Source organism: Neobacillus sp. YX16 (genome assembly GCF_030123505.1).
Taxonomy (GTDB): Bacteria; Bacillota; Bacilli; order Bacillales; family Cytobacillaceae; genus Neobacillus.
On record NZ_CP126115.1, the window covers coordinates 5,152,677 to 5,172,408 of the forward strand.

Sequence of the window (19,732 nt, forward strand, 5' to 3'; positions counted from 1 at the left end):
GGGGTTTTCACTATTTTATACGTTTTTCAATACTAAGAGTAGTCGGTTATTTCTTGCATTTCTTTCTTCTTCTGAAGCTAAATCATATTTTTTCAACAGATGAAACACTTCATTTAATAGGTCCTGGGTATGCTCCTCGGAAAAAAATCGAGTAAATAAAGGCTTCATGTCTTCTGGAAGAAATGCTGCTTGTGATTCATATTTATTTCTTACATCTTCCTTTGTATGGTCCAGTTTGCATTCGCTCATAAGGATCACCTTCTATACTTTCTTATTATCTGTTACTTCTAATACATCCAAGATGAAAACAAAGACCGGAATACCTATTATTAAGCCCCAAACTCCAAAAAAGTGTTCAGAAAAAATTAATACTAGGAAGGTATAGAAAACAGGCAAATTGGTTTTTGAAGACATTAAATTTGGATTTAATATATATGCTTCGATGGCATGGATAATCATGATTGCAATAAAGACATAAAGTACTGTCATGATTCCGCCAATACTATATCCTATGATGACCAGTGGAATTAGAGAAATAATTACCCCAGCAACTGGAATCAATCCTAAGAAGAAAATCATAATGGAAAGTCCACCTAACTGTGGAAATCCAAATATCCAAAGTGCAATTGTTGTAAGTACACAGTTAACAACTGCAATGATTAATTGTGCTTCAATTACTTTTCCGAAAGTACTAACAAATTTTCCAGAGAAAAATTCTATTTCAGCGTAAATAGATGCAATCTTACTCGTTTTAAATTTTTTTGTAAATTCTATTAAACGAGGTTTTTCTAGTAAGAAGAAAAGGCTCATTAAAAGAGCAATTAATATTTGCAGGCTAAATGTACTAATATCTGTAAAATAGGAAATTACAAAGGTAAAACCTCTCTCCAAATAACTTGATATTTGTATTTCCTCAAGACGGCTAACTAAATAATTTAAGATGATATTGTCATGCTTCGAGGTATAAAATGCCGTAATCTGTTTGATTAAGGCTGTTATTTCTCCAATTATCATTGGCAGATACTTCACAAGGCCATACGAGAGAAGACCTACAATCGTGGAATAGGAAGCAACAACTAGTATTTTTCGATTAAGAGGTATCTTTCTCGACAAGAAGATTACCAATCGATCCATTAGAAAGGTGAAGATAAACGTAAATAAAATCAAATTGATCATATCTTTTAGTCCATAAAGAACAAGTGCAAGTAAGACAAAAATAGAAATTCTTTTAAAACCGCTGCTTTTAAGTAGATTATTTATCATATTAATTTACCAAACCCCATTTTTTATGTCCTAGTAACTATGTATTAACTTTATTATAACAAATAAGTATCTGATTGTTACTTTTAAGTCTGAATCTTTTTTAAAAAAGATTCATTCTAAAGACCCAGAGGAAATTTCTAATAGCTAGACAGGCAAATTTTCCAATCCCTTCTCATACATATTCAAAGAGCGTGATTTATCTCGTTATTAATTGGAGGGATTGAAGTTGTCAGGAGGCCAAAAAGCACTCTTATACATCTTGTCTTTTTTCATACCTGTAGTTGGAATCATTCTAGGGATTGTTTGGATGAATGATCAAGATATTGACAAAAAAGCAGTCGGAAAAACTTGTTTAATTATCGGTATTGTTGCCATTGTCCTTAGTTGTATTTGCTGGTTTGCCGCTTCTGCATTGTCCATTATTCCGGCCTTTATGACGTATTAATTTCTAGATAAAAACCCAATTCTTTGGATTGAATTGGGTTTTTTTTGAGTATAGGAGTGATAAATGTTGCTTCATGAAATTCTCCATTTTTTTGGTCGAGCGATATGTCATCAATTAGAAGATCGATCGCTGCAAGTGTCCGGTAATGCCCTGACAGTTTGCGCAAGAGATACTGGCATTTATATAGGTGTTTTTTCTACACTCATTTATTTACAATTTACAAAACGAAAACAAAGTATCACGATTCCCTCTATTAAAGTAAGCTTTGTACTTTTGATGTTCCTTTTTCCATTAATGATAGACGGTCTAGGTTCCTATACACATCTATTTGATTCGAATAATCCTCGGAGATTAGTGACGGGAATTGCCTTTGGATTCATTTTGCCTTATTTTATTTACCCTCTCCTCTCGAAAAAAAATTTTAATCATGAGAGTGTAGCTGTATTAAGCAAAAGTAAGGATTTATTCATTCCACTAATGATAAGTGCATTTTTGGGCGGACTATTTTATTTAGGACAACCATCGCATATCGTACTTGACAGCTTTATTATCTTTTCAGTCATCGGATGGTTCAGCCTGTTGTCTTCCTTCCTTTTTCCTTTTATTCGTAAAGCAGGTTTAAAGTGTGCTCTTTCGATTATGGTCAGTTTAACTTTTCTTTCACTACTTTCTATGGCGCATGCATGGGTTTTATCTTTACCTATATAAATTAAAATATTGGTTTGATTTCCCAGTGGGTAAATTCATATAAACGTCAAAATTAGACATTATACTCCATTGACAATGATTCTCATTATCTATAGAATCAACAATATAAACAACTTCGGAAATGGGGGATCATCAATATGTTTAACATGCTATTTGGGTTAAAGGATATTCACACGGTTATTGCCAATCAACGTAAAATCGGTGGTGCAGCAGAAGCAGACTCTATCCGTCTTTCGTCCGGTGAAACCTATTTAAACCCTGTGTTTACTAATGTTGATTTCTCAAAAGGACAGTATGTATCTGTTGGTTTTATCGATGAAGAGGGACAAAATATTATTGCCCATGTGGATCAAATTGCGGTTATTAAAGGATTAGAGCATAAATTAATTTGCCAGCTAAATAACGCTTATATTAAACAAATGCTAGTTCGTGATACATTACAATATTTACAAAAATTATGTGAAGTAAATGCTGGTTTTGTTACAAAGACCTTCAAAAAAGAAGCATTAAGACTTGTTCAGGATATTAGTGTGAATGAATTAAATAAGCACAATATCTCACTTCCATTCCCTGTTGAAGATAAAATTGTCAAATTAGCATAAACAAAACGAGGTCCTGGGAAATGGACCTCGTTTTTTTGTTGGCTGTTATTTAGTATTCTTAAAGAATTTCTGTCTGGCAAGCCAATCTATATCCGGCAGTGAGTGCATTCTTCAGCTTTTTCTGCTCCAGCTCGTTCGGAGCTGATAGCCCAGGACCTTTTATTACTTTGACTGTACACTGTCCGCATGTTCCTTTACGGCATTTATAATTGATTTGCTTCCCTTGATCCAGGGCTGCATCCAAAAGTTTTCCTTTTACATGGTGAATTTCGATTTTACTGCCGTTTTGCTCTACGATGATTTCTTCTATTTTGTTTTTTTTGTTATCGGTCGGTTCTGAAGTCTGCGGTTTTACTATCAGCCTTCCTGGTATTAGTGAACCTACTGTGAATACGCGACTATTCATTAGTCCCCCATTGACTCCAACGTACAAATGGCTGAAGGACGTTTAATTCGTAAAACGATTGTTTCATAAACACGGAAAGGATGATTCATCCCTTCTACCCCCAAGTAAGCAGTATCAAAATCCTCTGATATAGCAAGATCTAAATTATTTTTCCCTGTATTAACAAGCACACCTGATTTTCCTTTTAAAACAGGAGATTGGAACACACCATCAGTAACTAATTCACGAATATGTTCAATTTCTAATACATTTGTATCACGGTGGACACGATGGATAAGTGAATATAATTGTGGTGAAAGTACAAGTGCAAATGGTCCATTGTGATTCATCTCAAGCAGCTTATTCCTTGCATCAACAATATCCTGAAAGGCATTTCCAGATTCAAACCATTCACCAATTAAGTGTGTTAATCGGCCAGGTACATTCATTAAACCAGGAATATCAAATTCCCTGGTACCATGGAAGATCATTTGGTCTTCTAGTATCGCCACATCACGTGCTGCATTGGCTGCGGCTGAAAAATCTATAGGGATATCTAATACCTTTGCCTGATCTATATCACGCCAATATAATACGAAGTCTTTATAAAGCATAGGAATGGTATAGTTAACCCTTTTACTATTCTCAATATCCGTATCAAAGGACCCCTGAAAATCCATTTTTGCTTCTAAATTTTCTGCAAAGATATCATTAAAGATACTTTGGACTCCTCTTCCAAGCGGACCGTATAGTTCAATAAAACGGCGCCCGACCAATTGCCTTCTTGCTGCATCAATAACGGTTTGATCCAACTGAGTAAATTCTTGGTTTGATAATGGTGAATCCGGGTATAATTGTATTTTATTCATTGGTTTATCCTCTCTTTTCCTTAGATTAAGCTTCCCACCGTAAAGCCCCTTCTCTGTATAGTTTGAGGAGCAGCTTGTCTAACTACTGTTTCAGTTCCTGATCGGTCTAAATGGTCATGTTCCTCATCGTGATGGGCATGTGGGTCTACATAATTGGTATCAAATCGACTGTTAATTTCAATTAACATTTGTTTTACCTGCTGATAATCCTTATACGAAACTTCCCTTAAGCTATTTAACAAGCTGCTCCGCTCTTCATCTGTAAAGCGAAAGAGTGCTAAATCTAAGTGTTCGACGAAATTATGTAATCCGAATTTTTCGAGGTTAAGTTCCTGTAAAAGCCGGTTAAATTCATTGTTGGTTGGTGAAAACTCTGCCTCATTCTTCACTTGTTGAAATTTACTAATAAGCGGAATCAAGACAACTAATCGAGAAAGCCGCTGTTCTTCCTCTTCGTAAATATGGTGATAATATAGTCTCTCGTGTTCATCTTCAGCATTTTGAATGACCGGGTCGAGCATATTCATAAATTTTTCAATTGCATCTTTGGTGGTTGTAAATATTTGATAAAATATCTTTAATTCTTCTTGCACTGCCGCACCTCCTAATACTCATTACCTGTCATTATTGACGTGGAATTCTATTTCTAAAACCTTTACGTTACAATCTTTTGAAGAAATTGTTATTGTGAATAACTCCGGTTAATTGATACATAATAACTATGGCTAATATCAATCACTTAGGAGGAGAAGAATATGATGCAAAACCAGCAAGGACAGCAAGGGCAAATGCACCAAAATATGCATACGGGTAATGTCCCTCCGCAACTGAATCATGGGGGCCACGAGGTAATTGACTTAAATGAGGTTTTAGGAGCAGCTATTGGCACAATGAATTCATACATGTTATTACGCCAGCATGTAAAGGATCCAGAATTACTGGATATTCTGGATCGCCAATATAAATTTATGCAGGACGAATACAACATCACTGTGGAGTGTTTCAAAACCGGACAAAATCCTTCCCATCCTACTTCAAGATATATGATGAACCAAGGGAATGACTTTATCTATGGGATGAAGCAAACTCAGCCAAAGAAACCTTGGCAATCCGTATCCGAAATTAATGATGAATACATTTCAAGCTGTTTGTTAGCTTCCTGTAAATCTGGTGCTTCGATGAAAACGATGGCAGCGCTAGAAACAACCAACCCAGTTGTTCGCCGTGTATTGGCTGATTCCATTCCAAACTGTATTGAAATGGGTTATGAACTCTCTATTTATCAAAATAAACATCATTACTACCAAGTACCGCAGCTTGCTGAGCAGGATATGAATACTTACAGAAATTCTTTTACCACAACACAGGGGTCATCAATGGGACAAAATATGGGCCAAACACAAATGCCTAATAACAATATGAATATGAACAATAATATGCCGCATTAAATTTTAAGAAAGCTATCCTTTCATTCATATATGAAGGATAGTTTTTTTGTTCATATTTGAAAAATATTACATTAAATAATGCAATAGAAACAGAACGTGCGTTCTTGTTTAATTAAGATAGGGATTTTATGAGGAGTGATTCAAATGGAAAGTTGGGAAGCTGCATATATTGCAGGAATTATTGATGGGGAGGGATCCATTTCATTAACTAGAATGCATGAATGCGAACATCGACGTCCTTGCATATCCATTGCTTCAACAGATAAAGAACTATTAATTTACATTCAGTCCCTATCAGGAGGAACAATCAATAATAAAAAGAATTACAATCCTGATAAACATAAGGATTCATTTACATTAAATATAAAGAATAAAATATTATACAACCTACTTCGTTCTATTGCTACTTCATCAAGATTTAGGAAATTGTTTAAGTGATCCAATTTCTCAATAGTATTCATTCAATCACCATTCTATCTTTTTTAGAAGGATTTTTTTAAAGATCTGTCCCTGTTTTATCCCTCTTTGGCTTTCTTTCTCCTGGACGATTATTAGTAGTCCTTTTACTATCTTCCTTTTCCTCTGCCTCGTCTAACTTTAACCAACTATTTAGCATTTGCTCCTTTTCTTCTGTTTTTTGATTAAGCTGGGTTTCTCCTCTAGTAATTTCTTCAGCCATAATATATGCTTGGTCAATTGTTGGTTCATACTTTTTAAAATCGTTCAAGACCAGTGTTTTTGTTTCCTCATTTCTCCTCATTTTAGTATTAAAAGTGTTATTCAACCACTCCTTAAGAGTACCGACACATCCAATAGTGTGTAAATAGAAATATTTCCATTCACTTACAAGATCAGGTTCTTCATGTAAGGGAAAAGCTTTTTGAAAATACCAAAGGGCATATTTGAAAGCTTTAATATCATCCTGTTCGTCGGAGTCATATCTAGAAAAATGAACCTCTGTAGTTCTCCTTCCCAATTGCCCGTTTATATTTCTAAAGCTTAATAACTCATAAGTTCCAAATAATATTATTGGACCCCGAATTTTGAGGCTAATGATTTTATAGAATCCATATGGTTTCTTAATCCCTTTGAACTTCCAACTTTAGTCATATGCTGTGCTTCATCAAGTAATATAACTTTAACCTTTCGACCTTTAATTGCACTTTCCAAAGCATTCCGTAATTTTCGTTTTGTTTTTTCATTAGAATTATTTGGAACATTTACACCTACCTCATCTAATGAAAATCTTTTTTCTTTTAATGGCAATTAACTGGGAGTCTAATAGGACCTACTAAATAAATGGCACCTTTATCCGTTTTAATTAACTTAATCTTGTCCTCCAAAACCTCTAAAACTTTAGAATCAAAAGTTTTTTTCATTTTCGAACCCCTTTTTTAGAATAGTTTTTACTACATTTACAAATAAACTCATGGAAATGATTTTCACCCATAATTTTCATCATGATTATTAAAATATCCCTTATAAAGTTTCCTAAGAGAAACTTTTTTTCATCTCTTTTATATTGTTAGATGGTAGACAAAAGGTTTTTCTAGACCCACTAGATATTTTTGTTCCATAATATATAAGGCAGTCTAAGTAACTGGAGGTAAAGAATGGAAGAACAAGCATATTTGGATTTAAAAAGAGGAGAACGAGGTGCATTTATAAGTATTATTGCTTATCTTTGTTTGTCCTCATTAAAAATAATTGTAGGGTTTATCGCAGGTTCTGAAGCATTAAAAGCGGATGGATTGAATAATGCCACTGATATTGTAGCCTCAGTTGCTGTATTAATTGGACTAAAATTATCTCAGCGACCACCAGATGATGACCATCCTTACGGACACTGGAAGGCTGAAACCGTTGCTTCTATGGTAGCTTCGTTTATCATGATGGGTGTGGGAATTCAGGTTACTTATCAAGCCATCACTAGTGTTTTTAATAGAATAGAAGAATCTCCAGATTTAATCGCAGCGTGGACAGGACTCTTCTGTGCACTTGTTATGTATTTTGTCTATCGTTATAATAAAAAACTTGCAAGAGAAATAAATAGCCAATCTGTAATGGCTGCTGCAAAGGATAATCTTTCAGATGCATGGGTCAGTATTGGTACATTCATTGGAATTGTCGCTGCTCAAATTGGTCTTCCCTGGTTAGATCCGATCACCGCTATCATCGTCGGCTTAATTATTTGTAAGACAGCTTGGGAAATTTTTCGTGATGCCTCCCACCATCTTACAGATGGGTTTGATCAGAAAGAATTAGAGGGATATAAAGCTACTATCACCAATTGTTATGGTGTAAAAGGTGTAAAGGACATAAAAGCACGAAATTACGGTAATAATGTGGTCGTGGATGTTGTTATCCTTGTTAATTCGAAACTAGATGTTAAAAATGCTCATGATATTGCGTCAATGGTTGAAGATAAATTAATCAAAGAGCACAGTGTCTACGATGTGATTGTCCACGTTGAGCCGAACTAATCTTATAGGATAGACACGTTTAGAACTTTGCTATATGTAATTTTTTGCAAATATCCCATTATGTTTGATGTCATCTGAACTATTCGTACCAGTTTACACCTTGCATTGACGGATAGGATTAATTAAAGGGGTTACCTAGGCACCTTCGACCTTCAACTCATCTATCTTAATCACTCAAATCATTATGATGTTCTTTTTATTTTCTAGCATAGTCTAGAATGGGAAAATAGATATTAGTCATTTGAATGTGGGTTGAATTTTAGTGATTTATCCAAGAAAGCGACGCTCTTTACGGCATCGCTTTTTTGGCTTTTATGCTTGATACAGCGAAACTAATATAAAGGAATACTCCATATTAAAAACAATCTAAAAAGGTGGTAAAGGAGTTTAAACATGAATAATAATACTAGATGTATTACGAACGATTACACGATACAAAATTAATGCTATTCCTCCAACCAATCCCCAGTAATATGGGTTACCTCCTCTTAAATATAACCAAATATGATAGCCCAAGTCCTGCAAAAATAAATATTGTAATTGCATAAATCATTTTATATACATCCTAAAATCCACTTAGTTATCTCCCATAAGCTTTTTTACTTTATTGAATCCATTCATACAATGAAATCTCGTGATAAACAGGATCATATATTGGGTTGGATTGAAACGTTTTTACCTTTTTGATTTTGCCTGAAAGATCGTTACCTTGGTTTGAGAACCCTTCAATAACTTTACTCGTTAAATAAATTTTGTTGTTTTTATAGTAGGTCTTATCGTGTAAGAAAACCTCATATGTTAAAATTCTCTTATGTGGAACTGGAACATCGAGATATTGTAAAACCCTTGTTTCTTCCCATGTATAAATAATTGAATTTTTATCCATTGTTTTTGCGTATTCAGCCAATTGATAGCTTGCAGGCTGCTCGGAAGCTTGCGAATGGATCATATGAATTGAATTTATTATGTTGGACATTAGCAGGCACAGACAGATGGCAGCAGTAATGGGATGAGTATGTTTTTTCGCGATTGTAATCAGCAATATAAACAAAATAAACAAGACAATAGGAACAATATGCCGAGGCTTTTCTAGATTTTGTGCCAAAAGTGCCCAGATAAAGTAACTTAAAGCCATCAAATAAGCCAACGAAAGTGTTTTTATACTCCACTTGAAATAAGATAAACCTAGAAGAGATATGACAATTATGATGCTAGCAATACATATAGACAGCGAAGAGAGTCCATGCCAAAACACATTGGTGAATAACAAAGTTATCACCCGGGACCAAACAGAATGGTCACTTGAAACCGCAGTGTTTCCCCAATCATTAAAATGACCGCTTGTAAATGCAAGGGAAAGCTTCACAAATCCCTGTATACTGCCTTCAGAAATTATCAGGCCACATACCCATATCAGCTGCAATATCAAAGCGAAGAATATTTGAAAACAGAGCGGAATCAAAGTATACTGCTTATCACTCCACTTTTTCCAAAACAAATAAATAAGTCCAACTCCGAATGGTAAGTATGAGAGACGAATTCCTAGTAATATACTAAAAATCACAAGAGGAACCAAATCTCTTACGAAGCCTTTTTTGCGTAAAGCACGGTCAACACTCCAAAAAAACCACCATAACGCGGCTAAGCCAGCGCCTTCAGACATCGGCTGATTTACAGTTACAAGTACATAGGAGGAGGAGTAGATTAATGCACTAACCATGAAACTGTAAGACTTTGTAACATACCCTCTTGAAAGCTTATAGATGGGGAAGATTGTACTAAAATAAAACAGGATATTAAAAACAGTTAAAGAGGCCGCCTGATTTTGAACAATTTGATGAACAAATAATCCACCAAGAATAAAGTAAGGGTAACCTGGGAAATGCGGCTGCATGGCCATAATATCAAATCGTTCTAGTGCAAGAGAATAATCTACCTGATCCCATGTTGCGGCAAAGGCATTTATATGCCTGAGTTGATACCAGAATAGAAAGAGTATGGCGGCAATACTCGTTACAATAAGAAACTTGTGAAACCAATTAACATTACTATGAAATTTCATATAATCACCATTCGAAAAATATATTATAAGAAAAAAGTACAAGGTAAAATCCCTTGTACTTTATCTTTCTTGATTGCCTACTATCTTATCTAAAACATTTACTTCTTCTTTACCACTTTGTTTTATATCCTCATTTGACCGGTGTGATGTTAACAAATAGATTCCAGCAAAATAGCCAAGATAAGCTATAACTTCTTCAATGGAAGGCATTGATGAATAACCAAACAATGCTTTTAAAAAGATGCCAATTTCCCCTGACAATAAAGGTGTGTTTCCGTTGTCTCGAATATAATGTTGGTAATCAATCGGATGCTCCGGTAGCAACCAGGTCAAATCATAGAGATGCGGGATAATACTTCCGATAATCTCTAAATCCTGCATCATGGAGATTGCTTGAACCAACAACCCGGCTGCAATTAAAATAATAAACGCCCCTGTAACTTTAAAAAACGTTTTAAGTGAAATTTTCATTGTTCCCTTAAAGAACAGATAAGAAACAACAACTGCTATGATAACGCCTGTAATGGCTCCCCATCCCTGCATCGCCGCACCAATGTTTCCACCCGTAATGGCAGCAAAGAAGAAGACTGTTTCAATCCCTTCACGCAGAACTACTAGGAAAGAGTGAATCACCATTCCAACAACGTTTCCAGTCGAAATAAACTTATTCATCTTATCTTCTGTATTTCCTTTTATTTCCCTGCTATGACCGGCCATCCAAAATACCATCTGTGTTAATAGGAGAGCAGAAATAACCATAATGCCGATTTTCAAATACATTTCACTGACCATTGCCGCAAAGCCCGTGAAAACGAGTTGAAATAACATAGCGGCCCCAAAACTGGCTATTACCGCAAGACCGGCACCCAGCCAAATAAATTTTGTGTACCTCTTGTTATCCGTCCTTTTCAAGTATGTAGTGATAATTCCTACAATCAGCAGCGCTTCAAGTACCTCGCGAAAAGTTATTAACAACGCTTGTATTTCCATATACTTCACCTCTCCCCTATTGAAACAATTTATTTATTTCTTTTTCTTTTTCGTCTTGCCACGAAAACTACCAATGCGATTACAGCCACAATAATGATGATAGGAATCCAATTTCGAATATTGGAAAGGTCGGTCCAATCATTATTTTTTACTTGTTCTGTTTGTGTGGCACTTTCGGAAAAATGTCCAACTTCTAAACTTTTAATATTAAATTCCGTTTGAAGTGTGGATAGAATCTTTTCTTGACTTGCTATAAATGCCTCCTGATCGGCCTCTTTTTGCCCCACTCCAAAAAGTCCGGGATTTCCTAAAGATACTAAAGCTTTATCAAATTCTGCTTTGATTTCTTTATCAAGCTCCGAATTCTTTGCTTCTATTTTAGGAGAAAGAGCTTCATAGGTAGCAAAACCCTTCGCTAATAGTCGTTTACTCGTGTCAAACTCCGAAAATTTACTTTCAACATTCTCTAAACGTCGGGCAATATTTAATACGAGAAGTTCATCCAAATTTTCAATGGTCTGTTCCTTATCTTTATCTTCTAAATTTTGGAGAATAATCTTCGAAGGATCAGGTCCCATATGCATATCTACTTCTTCTTTTACCGTTTCATAATGCTTCCGAGCTGTATTATAATCTGGAGGATTTTTATCTAATTCTATTAACATTTTTTTATATGCTTCAGCCAAATCTTCTTTATTGGGGTCACCATATGAGTAAGCATTTGCTGTGGTGGTAAACACCTGGGTTAAAAGAAGAATGACTATAAAAGGTAAAAGTATTCGTTTTGTCATAACCTATTTCCTCCTAGCACCAATGATAATGATTATCACTCTTTACGTCAATGTTATTTTACAATGCTCAGCTTGTTTTTATGAGTATTTTCATTAAATTCGAACTTCTCCGATTCCAATGTATATGCGTTGTGTTGAAAGTCCACCTTTTCAACCTGACGGAACCACTCCTTCCAAATAGCTGGGAACACCCTCGATAGATATCCCCTAAACGTGATAAAGGATGTTCCAGTTGAACGTACATGGTATGGGATTGGTACTTCCTTAACCCGAAACCCTTTTCTAACAAGGTTTAACGTGAGAACTTGTGCATAATTGTAGTCATGGATGATTTCAGCATGCTGTAGCGCTGGTCTCGTAAAAGCTCTCATCCCGGATTGACCATCATAGATCCACTTTCTCAACAACAAGCTCTGTAGAAAGGTAAAACAGTAGTTCCCTAAGCGGCGATGGAGCTTCATTCCCTTTATGGTACCTAAAAAGCGGGACCCCATTGTGTAATCGGCCTCACCTTGAAAGATAGGTCTTAGCAGATTAGGTATACAATCAGCAGGATATTCACCATCTGCGTCAATCATTACCCCAATGTCAGCTCCTCTTTCAAAGCATTCGCGTAAACCAGCTCTAACAGCAGCACCAAGTCCCTGATTTTTCGTGAAACTGACAATATAGTCTGCTCCTGCCTTTTTTGATACTTTAACTGTTCGATCACTTGAACCATCATCAATGACTAAAACCTTAACATCCACGCTTTCATGAAAATCCCTTGGGATTCGACGAATAACGTGGCCGATGGATTCCTCCTCATTGTAGGCGGGTAAAAAAACCATTACTTTAAGTTTATCCATTTTCTTTCTCATCCTTCTGTTCAATGGAATCTAATAAAACCTTACCTCTGCTGTGACTAGGAAAAGGAGCACCAAGCAAGTAGGCTAATGTAGGAGCTAATGAGACAAGACTGTGCTTTTCTTCCACTTTCTTTCCTTTTGCAATATTGGGCCCATGGACAAAAAAAGGAACAAATCTTTCACCCTCGTCTAAATGACCATGACCCCCAATCCCGTCTGCCTGTCCATGATCCGCACAGATGAAAAGCGTCGTATTGTACATTTTCCCCTCTTCTGTCAGCCAGTCGACAAAGTCTTTAACATGGCGGTCTGCTTCATGTATTTTTTGCAAGTATTCATCATAAAGCACACCCCGGCTGTGACCGGTTTGGTCCGTTGCAATCATTTGCACAATAAGCAAATCCGGATCTTGTTCCTTCATGATTTTCTTGGCTCGTTCCATAATTGCAGAGTCAACTTTGTCATTATGCATAACTGCTGTAAAGGTTTCAACATCACTCCCCATCGAATCAACCAGATGGGCGCAACCAAACAGCCTCCCTTTTTTTCCAACCTTTCTTAAGGAATCGAAGATACTTTCGACCTTTATCCCTAATTTCCAAACCATATTGGAATGGATTCCATGTTCCATCGGATATGTACCTGTAAACATCGATGAAAAACAAACGACCGTTCTGGCAGGGTAGACGGTTTCCATGTTCAAGTATTCTGTGCCGTTATCCTTCAAATAATCGAGAAAGGGAGTGTTTGCCTCATAAAAACGTTCCTTCCTCATTCCATCTATGACTATTACGATCACTTTATCGGAAATACTATTCTCTAGCTCCGCAAAATGTTCTCTTGTAAAGCCACTATACATTTTGGGCTTCCAATCAAATAGATTACGATGAAGAATGAATGCAAAGACAAATATAAATATGTAGAAAATAATAATGGATAAGAACTCTACCGATGTACCAATATCAATTTTTGTATAGATAGATTCCCAAAGAGACAGCACGAGTAAAAACTTAGGAATTTGTTCTTGTGCGTTTCCACTTGTTGAATCACTATTTTTCATGACAAGCTTCCAGAATCGGGTAAAGTTTAACCAGGATGTTCCAATCCTTAAATGATAATAAAGCGTTCCCCAAAAGAATACGGTAAAAAAGAAATATAACCCAATTGAAAAAAATAAGAGTCCTATATTCGTATCATTCCAAATGATTAAAAAGACGACAAAAGGAATCCAAAGATAATTTCGTAAGAATAACGGAAAATCAAAAATGTAGTAAATAACTAATACTGGGATTACGTATATAAATGATTGAATTAAAGCCGCGACAGAATCCCATTCGGTCAAAGCACCGATATGAAATAACAGCATTGTACCGATGACAAAGATTGGTGTAAAGGGTTTCCCCTCATTTAATAAATTCCAACATCTTGCCGCAACCTTCTCAAATTTTGATGCACTTTTCAACTTCCCCTCACTCCTCTCACTCTGATCCAACTTAACATGGTGTTAAATGGAATGGGATATATGATGATAGCCATAATACCTGCTGCATAGGAAAAAAAGAACTTCACCGTATGAGTAACAATGGCAATCGTATAGCCTTCTTGAATCGTAATTCCGAACAATCGTAATGCAAAGACAAGAAAGCTTTCATAGTTGGCAATTCCACCTGGTGTTATTTGAAAGATTTGCCCAGAAATGGTTACACTGTTCGCAAAAACGGCTTCGAAAATCGATAAATTTTGATTGAACACGATAACAGCTCCCATTAGGACTGCAGCTTCCAAAATCCAACTGACGAAGGTAGCCGAAAAAACAACCAATCCATTTCTACCACTAAATCCTTGTTTAAGCAAAGCCATCTGCCGTATTAAAAATCCAGGAAAAAACTTCATGATACCAATAAGTACTATAAGCAAAAAAATACTTCCAATCATGATCAGAAAAGTAGGTATGTTAAAATCTACTTCAAGTACGAGAAGTCCTACTAGTGTAATACCTACTAAGCAGACCATATCCAGTAACCTAAGAATAATGACAGAATTGAACGATTCCTCGCCACTTATCTCATCCCTGGTGCTAAGGATTTTTATTCGGACAAGATCACCTGCTTTGATAGGGAGTATATGATTTACAAGCAAACTATATAAAACTCCCAATAAACACGTTGATAACCTTGGCCGTCCATTTAAATAAACCTTCCAGGCTAAGGCTTTCAAACAAAAAGAAAGGAAATATACAATTACAATAACAGCTAAGATGACCGGAGATTGTATCATGGCCGCTATACCGTCGATAATTGATTCACCATCAAAGTACTGAACCGTCAGATAAAAAAAGAAAACGACAATCAACAACGAGGATATGAACTTTATTTTTTTAAAGGAAAACTTCATTTTCCTTCGCCCACTTTACAGTTTCAGCTAAGCCCTTTCCGAAGTCTACCTTCGGACTGTATCCTAATAGATTTTCTGCTCGACGAATATCGGCCCAAGTTTGTACAACATCCCCTGCACGAGAATCATCTTTTCGAATCTCCATCTCAGGAAAATATTGCTTTAATTCATTTAATAAAGACAGCATGGATATGGGATTACCCGAACCTATGTTGATGATTTCGCTTCTGTGTAATTGTGTTAACGCTAAATAAATACCGTCTACAATATCATCGATATATGTAAAATCCCGAACCCTATCTTCACCATAGAGAGTAATGGCTTGCTTGTTTAGCAATTTCTTTAAAAAGATACCGATTGCCATGTCTGGTCGAACCCATGGCCCATAAACGGTAAAAAACCTTAAGATCTTTGTTTGAAAACCATATAAATGCCGATATACATGACAAAAGGACTCCGCCGAATATTTGGAGGCCGCATATGGTGAGATTACATTTCCGTTTGCCATTTCTTCCTTCAAAGGACCCTCCTGGTTTCCATAAACAGATGAGGAAGAAGCAAAGATGATTTGCCTTGCATTACTTTGACCACAGGCTTCGAGCACATTGATGGTTGCTTTAATATCATAATCTACATACTCAAATGGGTTTTCAATGGAGTAAGCAACACCAGGCATGGCCGCAAGGTGGATTACAGCGTCTGGTGATATAGTCTGAAAGAACGAAATGGTTTCATTCCTGTTTAAAAGATCTAATGATGTAAATTGTTCACTGGTTAAAGAACCGATTGTTTGTAAGTGCTTCTTTTTTCTTTCTAACGAATAATATGGATGCAGGCAATCGATTACATATACCTCATGATTTTCTAACATCAGTTTTCTTGTTAGATGGCTTCCGATAAAGCCTGCACCACCCGTAATGATAATCTTCAACATAACACCTCTATCTACTTAATTGGATTGATTAATCCAATTATAGACTTTTTTTCCAAAAGGAAAAACCTTGTAGTGCCGACAAGGTTTCTCCCGTTCAAGTAAATTACCTATTTCGCTTGTTCAATTACTTTTTGTAATGTAGTCTGGATTTCAGCTAAAACTGGCTCACCAGCTACCTTATCTTTTGCTTTAGCGGTTTCAAGGTATTTCCTGGCCTGCTCCGTTAATGTTTGATAGGCTTCAGCCCCAATGATTCCTTTGATATCTTCACCAACGACATCAATAAACAGCGCACCTTCTAAAGCGGTGATAGGAGATTTATCTTCACCCCATGCTTCTACACTTTCAGCATACTCGTCCAGAGCAATTTTAGAGAAACCACGAACAAATGCTTTATTAACCGCAGCTGGGTCAAGAGATGCCACATCGGTTTCTAAATTAAATTGGCTTTCTATGAAAGCAGCTTCTTCTGGAGAATGTGAATTTAGGTAGCTGATAAGAGATTGGTAAAACGCCCAGCCTTCAGCTTGTTCAATTTTCGCAACTTCCGGATTTTCTTTTGCTTCAGCAGCAGCTTTTGTTGCATATCCATTCGGAATGGCTCCAGTAGCAAAATAGAAGGTTTTCATTAACGTTTTATCTACCACTTGCTTTCCTAATTGGAATCCAAGCTGATCATCTCCTTCAACTGCTTTTTCCATTTCAGCGAAACCTCCGTCAATGACAGAAACCATGTTTGTTCCATAGGCTGCGTCACGCTTTTCGACTGTGGATTTCAGGATTGCATAATACTCCTTTGCTTCTTCAATTTCTTCTTTTACAATATCCTTTTTATCCCAATTTTCAACAACCTCAGTAAATTCATGTTTAACCGTTGTATAGAAAACTTTTTGCATTAATTTATCAAAAATCTGTCTAACAACTATTGGATCCATTGAGCCGTCCTGGCCAGCTTTAAGTGCTGCTGTAATATGCTGGTCATGTTGTGCTTCAACTTCTGCATCTCTTTTTTGTACTAGGCTTTGAAGATTTTTGGTATATAGGTCGGTTACCATCGCGAAATCCACTTCTTTTTGTTCTTTCGCTTTATCTAATTCTGTAATTGCTTCTTTGTAAACCGCAGCAAAATCCACTTCTTCTGTCTTTTCTTCCGCTTTATCAGCTGTTTCGGTCTGTTCCTGTTTTTGCTCTTTTGGCTTTTCCGCTGTTTCTTGAGCTCCACAAGCTCCTAAAACAGTTGAAGCCATAATAAAGCTTGCAAAAATAACTTTTAATTCTCTCTTTTCCATCTGTTATCCCCTCTTCTATTATGTACCTAATTGATAATGAATATCATTCACATTTACGATTATAAAGAGAATGATTCTCAATGTCAATAAGTTGTTAAATAAACTTTTTAATAATTGTGTATAATTAATGAAACTCTAAAACCGAATACTATAGTGGAGGAAGATAGATGAAAATTACCCTTGTTGGAACTGGCCACGTTGGGCTAGTAACCGGCACATGTTTAGCGGAAATTGGCCATATGGTAACATGTTACGATATAGATAGTGAAAAGATTAAATTATTGAATCAAGGTTGCCTTCCATTCTATGAACCTGGGCTCAAAGAACTAGTTAAAAAAAATACCGAAAGTGGCAGGTTATCATTTACATACAACGATCGAGATGCTTTATCGAATAGTGAATTAATCTATATAACAGTTGGCACCCCCATGGGCCAAGATGGAAAAATAGATCTCAGTTATTTATTTTCGGCAGCAGATCGAATCGCTGAACACTTATCAAATGAAGTCATTATTGTCATGAAGAGCACCGTCCCTATTGGAACTAATCGGATTATTAAAGAACGAATCCAGGCAACTTCAAGTAAGCAAGCTTTAATTGAGATAGTGTCCAATCCAGAATTTCTAAGGGAGGGCTCTGCTATCCATGATACATTCTTTGCGGACCGAATTGTTATTGGCTCTGATTGTAAATATGCCGCAGAACTGGTAGAAGAAATCAATCAACCATTTGGCATTCCAATTTTTAAGACCGACTTGCAGAGCGCCGAATTAATTAAGTACAGTTCCAATGCATTTTTAGCGACGAAGATAAGCTTTATTAATGAAATTGCACAAATATGCGAAAAAGTCGGTGCAAATATTGAGGACGTTGCCTATGGAATGGGTCTTGATTCACGTATTGGATCACAATTTTTAAGAGCCGGAATTGGCTATGGAGGTTCCTGCTTTCCAAAAGATGTAAATGCACTGATAGATACTGCAGTCAAGCATAATGTAGATTTGACCATAATAAAAGCTGCAAAAGTTGTGAATCAGGACCAGCAGAATATATTAATAAAAAAAGCAGAGCAGCGTTTTGGCAGTCTCCTTAATAAAAAGGCGGCAATATTAGGTCTTTCATTTAAACCGAATACAGATGATGTAAGGGATTCACCCGCTTTAAGAATGGTGAATATGCTGCTAGATGAAGGGGTTAAACTAGTAGCATATGACCCAGTCTCAATTAATAATGCAAGGAAACATTTGGGGGACTCTATTTACTATTCATCTACGATTGAGGATGCACTGCTGAATGCAGAGATGGCATTTATCGTTACGGATTGGGATGAAATCAAAAGATTTCCCTTATCAAAATTCAAAGATTTAATGTTTTCACCTATTATCTTTGATGGACGAAACTGTTATTCCTTACAAGAGGTTAGCCAATATCCCATTGAATATTATTCAATAGGTAGATAGGTTTCACGAAATAAAATGGATCATCGTGAATAAAATATGCAAAGTCATAGACTGTGGTGGTCGCATTTTTTTAATTGTAAAGAAGGAAGACATTATTTCACAGCCAGCCCTAATAGAGAAACACCCTGTTCGTAAAATAAGGTTAGCCAGATTTTTCTGGTTGTCCTTTTTTTTGATCTCATCTAACATGTTTGAGGCTGGTTGGGACGATGATCCCCTTTTAACAAACAAATTCCTTATTTTTATTTGATGTGTACGGTAATCTACAAAAAGTTTTCCAAAAGTCCATCTAAAATAAAACAAAATTACTACGCGTATATATTCAAATGGAAGATTCGAATAGGAGGGGGAGAACGTGTGACAAATCCATTCGTCGAAAGATCATTAGATGAAATTCGATTTTGGTCTAGGATTATGAAAGAACATGCCTTGTTTTTAAGTTTGGGTTTTACTTTTGAGCAGACACAACTGATCGAAGAAGCTCGGCAGTTCATTTCTTTGTTTGAAAGGATAGAGGAAAAGTTATCTAGATTTACTTTAAATACTGATTTACGTCAGATTCAAGCATTCAACAGCGAGGTTTATCAAGCTGCAGTTGCAATATGGAGTTATAAATGAAAAATTTTAGGTTTAACACTTAGAGGCGAATCTAAGGAATCAAATATAAGAAGGCTTTTAAAAGTAATGTCAGCTGGCTATTCAATTCTTGCACCCGCGAACTTCGCAAAAAGGAAAGGGGCAAGAGTCACAACATTTTTTAA

The 19,732-nt window shown here is 36.1% G+C and carries 22 protein-coding genes and 1 pseudogene; 8 read left to right on the plus strand and 15 right to left on the minus strand.

What is annotated here, in order from left to right; all coding sequences use genetic code 11:
- Positions 1-15: 15 nt before the first annotated feature.
- A complete protein-coding gene (locus QNH48_RS25540) occupies positions 16-249 on the minus strand; it encodes a hypothetical protein (protein ID WP_283952507.1) in 234 nt (77 codons plus the stop codon).
- 12 nt (positions 250-261) lie between these two features.
- Positions 262-1,269, minus strand: a complete 1,008-nt coding sequence (locus QNH48_RS25545) for an AI-2E family transporter (RefSeq protein ID WP_481858514.1) — start codon at positions 1,267-1,269, stop codon at positions 262-264.
- Between the two features lie 220 nt (positions 1,270-1,489).
- On the opposite strand from QNH48_RS25545, the gene QNH48_RS25550 reads away from it, so the two are divergent.
- From QNH48_RS25550 to QNH48_RS25560, 3 genes are all read left to right on the plus strand, one after another.
- On the plus strand, positions 1,490-1,708 hold the full coding sequence (locus QNH48_RS25550) for a hypothetical protein (protein WP_095246705.1): 219 nt from the start codon (positions 1,490-1,492) through the stop codon (positions 1,706-1,708).
- Positions 1,709-1,771: 63 nt separating this feature from the next.
- Positions 1,772-2,416, plus strand: coding sequence for a DUF2085 domain-containing protein (locus QNH48_RS25555; RefSeq protein WP_283952509.1), 645 nt, complete (start codon positions 1,772-1,774; stop codon positions 2,414-2,416).
- 137 nt (positions 2,417-2,553) lie between these two features.
- Positions 2,554-3,018: a hypothetical protein gene (locus QNH48_RS25560; RefSeq protein ID WP_283952510.1), complete on the plus strand. Its 465-nt coding sequence runs from the start codon at positions 2,554-2,556 to the stop codon at positions 3,016-3,018.
- Positions 3,019-3,076: 58 nt separating this feature from the next.
- Here QNH48_RS25560 and QNH48_RS25565 read toward each other — a convergent pair whose 3' ends face one another.
- The 3 genes from QNH48_RS25565 to QNH48_RS25575 are packed head-to-tail and all read right to left on the minus strand — an operon-like array spanning position 3,077 to position 4,865.
- Entirely contained in the window at positions 3,077-3,424 is a 348-nt protein-coding gene (locus QNH48_RS25565; RefSeq protein ID WP_283952511.1) for a 2Fe-2S iron-sulfur cluster-binding protein, read from the minus strand.
- Entirely contained in the window at positions 3,424-4,272 is an 849-nt protein-coding gene (locus QNH48_RS25570) for a family 1 encapsulin nanocompartment shell protein (RefSeq protein ID WP_283952512.1), read from the minus strand. The genes QNH48_RS25565 and QNH48_RS25570 overlap by 1 nt, the downstream gene beginning before the upstream one ends.
- Before the next feature lie 20 nt (positions 4,273-4,292).
- On the minus strand, positions 4,293-4,865 hold the full coding sequence (locus tag QNH48_RS25575; RefSeq protein WP_283952513.1) for an IMEF encapsulin system ferritin-like cargo protein: 573 nt from the start codon (positions 4,863-4,865) through the stop codon (positions 4,293-4,295).
- A 165-nt stretch (positions 4,866-5,030) separates the two neighbouring features.
- Between QNH48_RS25575 and QNH48_RS25580 the strand changes: the two genes are divergently transcribed.
- Together QNH48_RS25580 and QNH48_RS25585 are read left to right on the plus strand one after the other, a co-directional pair.
- Positions 5,031-5,720: a spore coat protein gene (locus tag QNH48_RS25580; protein ID WP_481858515.1), complete on the plus strand. Its 690-nt coding sequence runs from the start codon at positions 5,031-5,033 to the stop codon at positions 5,718-5,720.
- 144 nt (positions 5,721-5,864) lie between these two features.
- The gene (locus QNH48_RS25585) at positions 5,865-6,158 is read left to right on the plus strand and encodes an LAGLIDADG family homing endonuclease (RefSeq protein ID WP_283952515.1); all 294 of its coding nucleotides are present in this window, start codon (positions 5,865-5,867) and stop codon (positions 6,156-6,158) included.
- A gap of 58 nt (positions 6,159-6,216) precedes the next feature.
- Here QNH48_RS25585 and QNH48_RS25590 read toward each other — a convergent pair whose 3' ends face one another.
- Complete coding sequence (locus QNH48_RS25590; protein ID WP_283952516.1) at positions 6,217-6,480, minus strand: hypothetical protein; 264 nt, start codon at positions 6,478-6,480, stop codon at positions 6,217-6,219.
- A gap of 266 nt (positions 6,481-6,746) precedes the next feature.
- A complete protein-coding gene (locus QNH48_RS25595; RefSeq protein ID WP_283952517.1) occupies positions 6,747-6,986 on the minus strand; it encodes an AAA family ATPase in 240 nt (79 codons plus the stop codon).
- Positions 6,987-7,333: 347 nt separating this feature from the next.
- On the opposite strand from QNH48_RS25595, the gene QNH48_RS25600 reads away from it, so the two are divergent.
- Entirely contained in the window at positions 7,334-8,203 is an 870-nt protein-coding gene (locus QNH48_RS25600; protein ID WP_283952518.1) for a cation diffusion facilitator family transporter, read from the plus strand.
- Between the two features lie 604 nt (positions 8,204-8,807).
- Here QNH48_RS25600 and QNH48_RS25605 read toward each other — a convergent pair.
- From QNH48_RS25605 to QNH48_RS25640, 8 genes are all read right to left on the minus strand, one after another.
- Positions 8,808-10,265 (minus strand): hypothetical protein, encoded by a 1,458-nt coding sequence (locus QNH48_RS25605; RefSeq protein WP_283952519.1) that lies wholly within the window; start codon positions 10,263-10,265, stop codon positions 8,808-8,810.
- 60 nt (positions 10,266-10,325) lie between these two features.
- Positions 10,326-11,255, minus strand: a complete 930-nt coding sequence (locus QNH48_RS25610; protein WP_283952520.1) for an FTR1 family iron permease — start codon at positions 11,253-11,255, stop codon at positions 10,326-10,328.
- A 29-nt stretch (positions 11,256-11,284) separates the two neighbouring features.
- The gene (locus tag QNH48_RS25615; RefSeq protein WP_283952521.1) at positions 11,285-12,046 is read right to left on the minus strand and encodes a hypothetical protein; all 762 of its coding nucleotides are present in this window, start codon (positions 12,044-12,046) and stop codon (positions 11,285-11,287) included.
- 53 nt (positions 12,047-12,099) lie between these two features.
- Positions 12,100-12,894 carry a glycosyltransferase family 2 protein gene (locus QNH48_RS25620; RefSeq protein WP_283952522.1) on the minus strand — a complete coding sequence of 265 codons (795 nt, stop codon included), beginning with the start codon at positions 12,892-12,894 and terminating at the stop codon, positions 12,100-12,102.
- Positions 12,887-14,356, minus strand: a complete 1,470-nt coding sequence (locus QNH48_RS25625; protein WP_283952523.1) for an alkaline phosphatase family protein — start codon at positions 14,354-14,356, stop codon at positions 12,887-12,889. Before QNH48_RS25625 ends, QNH48_RS25620 begins: the two co-directional genes overlap by 8 nt.
- On the minus strand, positions 14,353-15,288 hold the full coding sequence (locus QNH48_RS25630; RefSeq protein WP_283952524.1) for a lysylphosphatidylglycerol synthase transmembrane domain-containing protein: 936 nt from the start codon (positions 15,286-15,288) through the stop codon (positions 14,353-14,355). The genes QNH48_RS25625 and QNH48_RS25630 overlap by 4 nt, the downstream gene beginning before the upstream one ends.
- A complete protein-coding gene (locus QNH48_RS25635; protein WP_283952525.1) occupies positions 15,272-16,222 on the minus strand; it encodes an NAD-dependent epimerase/dehydratase family protein in 951 nt (316 codons plus the stop codon). Before QNH48_RS25635 ends, QNH48_RS25630 begins: the two co-directional genes overlap by 17 nt.
- 107 nt (positions 16,223-16,329) lie before the next feature.
- The gene (locus QNH48_RS25640) at positions 16,330-17,511 is read right to left on the minus strand and encodes a hypothetical protein (protein WP_283952526.1); all 1,182 of its coding nucleotides are present in this window, start codon (positions 17,509-17,511) and stop codon (positions 16,330-16,332) included.
- 167 nt (positions 17,512-17,678) lie between these two features.
- On the opposite strand from QNH48_RS25640, the gene QNH48_RS25645 reads away from it, so the two are divergent.
- Both QNH48_RS25645 and QNH48_RS25650 read left to right on the plus strand, forming a co-directional pair.
- A complete protein-coding gene (locus QNH48_RS25645) occupies positions 17,679-18,971 on the plus strand; it encodes a UDP-glucose dehydrogenase family protein (protein WP_283952527.1) in 1,293 nt (430 codons plus the stop codon).
- Between the two features lie 357 nt (positions 18,972-19,328).
- Positions 19,329-19,586: pseudogene (locus tag QNH48_RS25650) on the plus strand (DUF2935 domain-containing protein); the annotation flags it as partial.
- Between the last annotated feature and the right edge of the window lie 146 nt (positions 19,587-19,732).

Excerpts from the sequence above, each read along its gene's own strand:
- QNH48_RS25540 (WP_283952507.1), bottom strand. The coding sequence starts at position 249 with ATGAGCGAATGCAAACTGGACCATACAAAGGAAGATGTAAGAAATAAA.
- QNH48_RS25555 (WP_283952509.1), top strand. The coding sequence starts at position 1,772 with ATGTTGCTTCATGAAATTCTCCATTTTTTTGGTCGAGCGATATGTCAT.
- QNH48_RS25560 (WP_283952510.1), top strand. The coding sequence starts at position 2,554 with ATGTTTAACATGCTATTTGGGTTAAAGGATATTCACACGGTTATTGCC.
- QNH48_RS25565 (WP_283952511.1), bottom strand. The coding sequence starts at position 3,424 with ATGAATAGTCGCGTATTCACAGTAGGTTCACTAATACCAGGAAGGCTG.
- QNH48_RS25570 (WP_283952512.1), bottom strand. The coding sequence starts at position 4,272 with ATGAATAAAATACAATTATACCCGGATTCACCATTATCAAACCAAGAA.
- QNH48_RS25580 (WP_481858515.1), top strand. The coding sequence starts at position 5,031 with ATGCAAAACCAGCAAGGACAGCAAGGGCAAATGCACCAAAATATGCAT.
- QNH48_RS25585 (WP_283952515.1), top strand. The coding sequence starts at position 5,865 with ATGGAAAGTTGGGAAGCTGCATATATTGCAGGAATTATTGATGGGGAG.
- QNH48_RS25590 (WP_283952516.1), bottom strand. The coding sequence starts at position 6,480 with ATGAGGAGAAATGAGGAAACAAAAACACTGGTCTTGAACGATTTTAAA.
- QNH48_RS25600 (WP_283952518.1), top strand. The coding sequence starts at position 7,334 with ATGGAAGAACAAGCATATTTGGATTTAAAAAGAGGAGAACGAGGTGCA.
- QNH48_RS25605 (WP_283952519.1), bottom strand. The coding sequence starts at position 10,265 with ATGAAATTTCATAGTAATGTTAATTGGTTTCACAAGTTTCTTATTGTA.
- QNH48_RS25610 (WP_283952520.1), bottom strand. The coding sequence starts at position 11,255 with ATGGAAATACAAGCGTTGTTAATAACTTTTCGCGAGGTACTTGAAGCG.
- QNH48_RS25615 (WP_283952521.1), bottom strand. The coding sequence starts at position 12,046 with ATGACAAAACGAATACTTTTACCTTTTATAGTCATTCTTCTTTTAACC.
- QNH48_RS25620 (WP_283952522.1), bottom strand. The coding sequence starts at position 12,894 with ATGGATAAACTTAAAGTAATGGTTTTTTTACCCGCCTACAATGAGGAG.
- QNH48_RS25630 (WP_283952524.1), bottom strand. The coding sequence starts at position 15,288 with ATGAAGTTTTCCTTTAAAAAAATAAAGTTCATATCCTCGTTGTTGATT.
- QNH48_RS25635 (WP_283952525.1), bottom strand. The coding sequence starts at position 16,222 with ATGTTGAAGATTATCATTACGGGTGGTGCAGGCTTTATCGGAAGCCAT.
- QNH48_RS25640 (WP_283952526.1), bottom strand. The coding sequence starts at position 17,511 with ATGGAAAAGAGAGAATTAAAAGTTATTTTTGCAAGCTTTATTATGGCT.
- QNH48_RS25645 (WP_283952527.1), top strand. The coding sequence starts at position 17,679 with ATGAAAATTACCCTTGTTGGAACTGGCCACGTTGGGCTAGTAACCGGC.